Source organism: Lactobacillus apis, from assembly GCF_002837055.1.
In the GTDB taxonomy this organism is placed as follows: domain Bacteria; phylum Bacillota; class Bacilli; order Lactobacillales; family Lactobacillaceae; genus Lactobacillus; species Lactobacillus apis.
Map to the genome: position 1 here is coordinate 1 of NZ_PDKP01000067.1, position 488 is coordinate 488.

At 32.9% G+C, this 488-nt stretch carries 1 protein-coding gene; it reads right to left on the minus strand.

Going from position 1 to position 488, the window contains the following annotated elements:
• Window positions 1–324: 324 nt before the first annotated feature.
• Window positions 325–477, minus strand: coding sequence for a GH32 C-terminal domain-containing protein (locus tag CRG87_RS07955; protein WP_322862757.1), 153 nt, complete (start codon window positions 475–477; stop codon window positions 325–327).
• Window positions 478–488: the final 11 nt, after the last annotated feature.

Consider the following 488-nt stretch of genomic DNA (forward strand, 5'->3'; position numbering starts at 1 on the left):
CGTATTGATAAATATATAGATCAAGCGTTCCAGTAACAGCGTATACGAAGTACAGCAAAATCACACAAAGAGCGCGCTTATTATTGACTTTAATCAGTCCTGATAACGTCATCGTGTTGCCTTTCTAATAAAATTAAATATTTATTAAATAAAAATAATACTATAGAAGAATCTGCTGTTTGTAAATAGTTCTTGGCTACTTATTTTTTAAACGCAACAATATTCCATCATGCTGNGGCCTGATGCCGATTGCGTATCGACACCAAGCCTTAGTAAATAATCATCAATATTGTTGATTCAATTTTTAGACCAATAAGCTTAATACTATTTGCTTAAATTATACGCAGTTATTTGAGTCATAACTGGCTTATCTGCAGTTAAAACTATCCTTGGTTCATGCTCAGTATAGTAGCGTTCTGAAAAGACTAATTCCCCATCATTTATAAAGAACTCAACCGAGCTTGTATCGATAAAAATGCGGAGTTTAA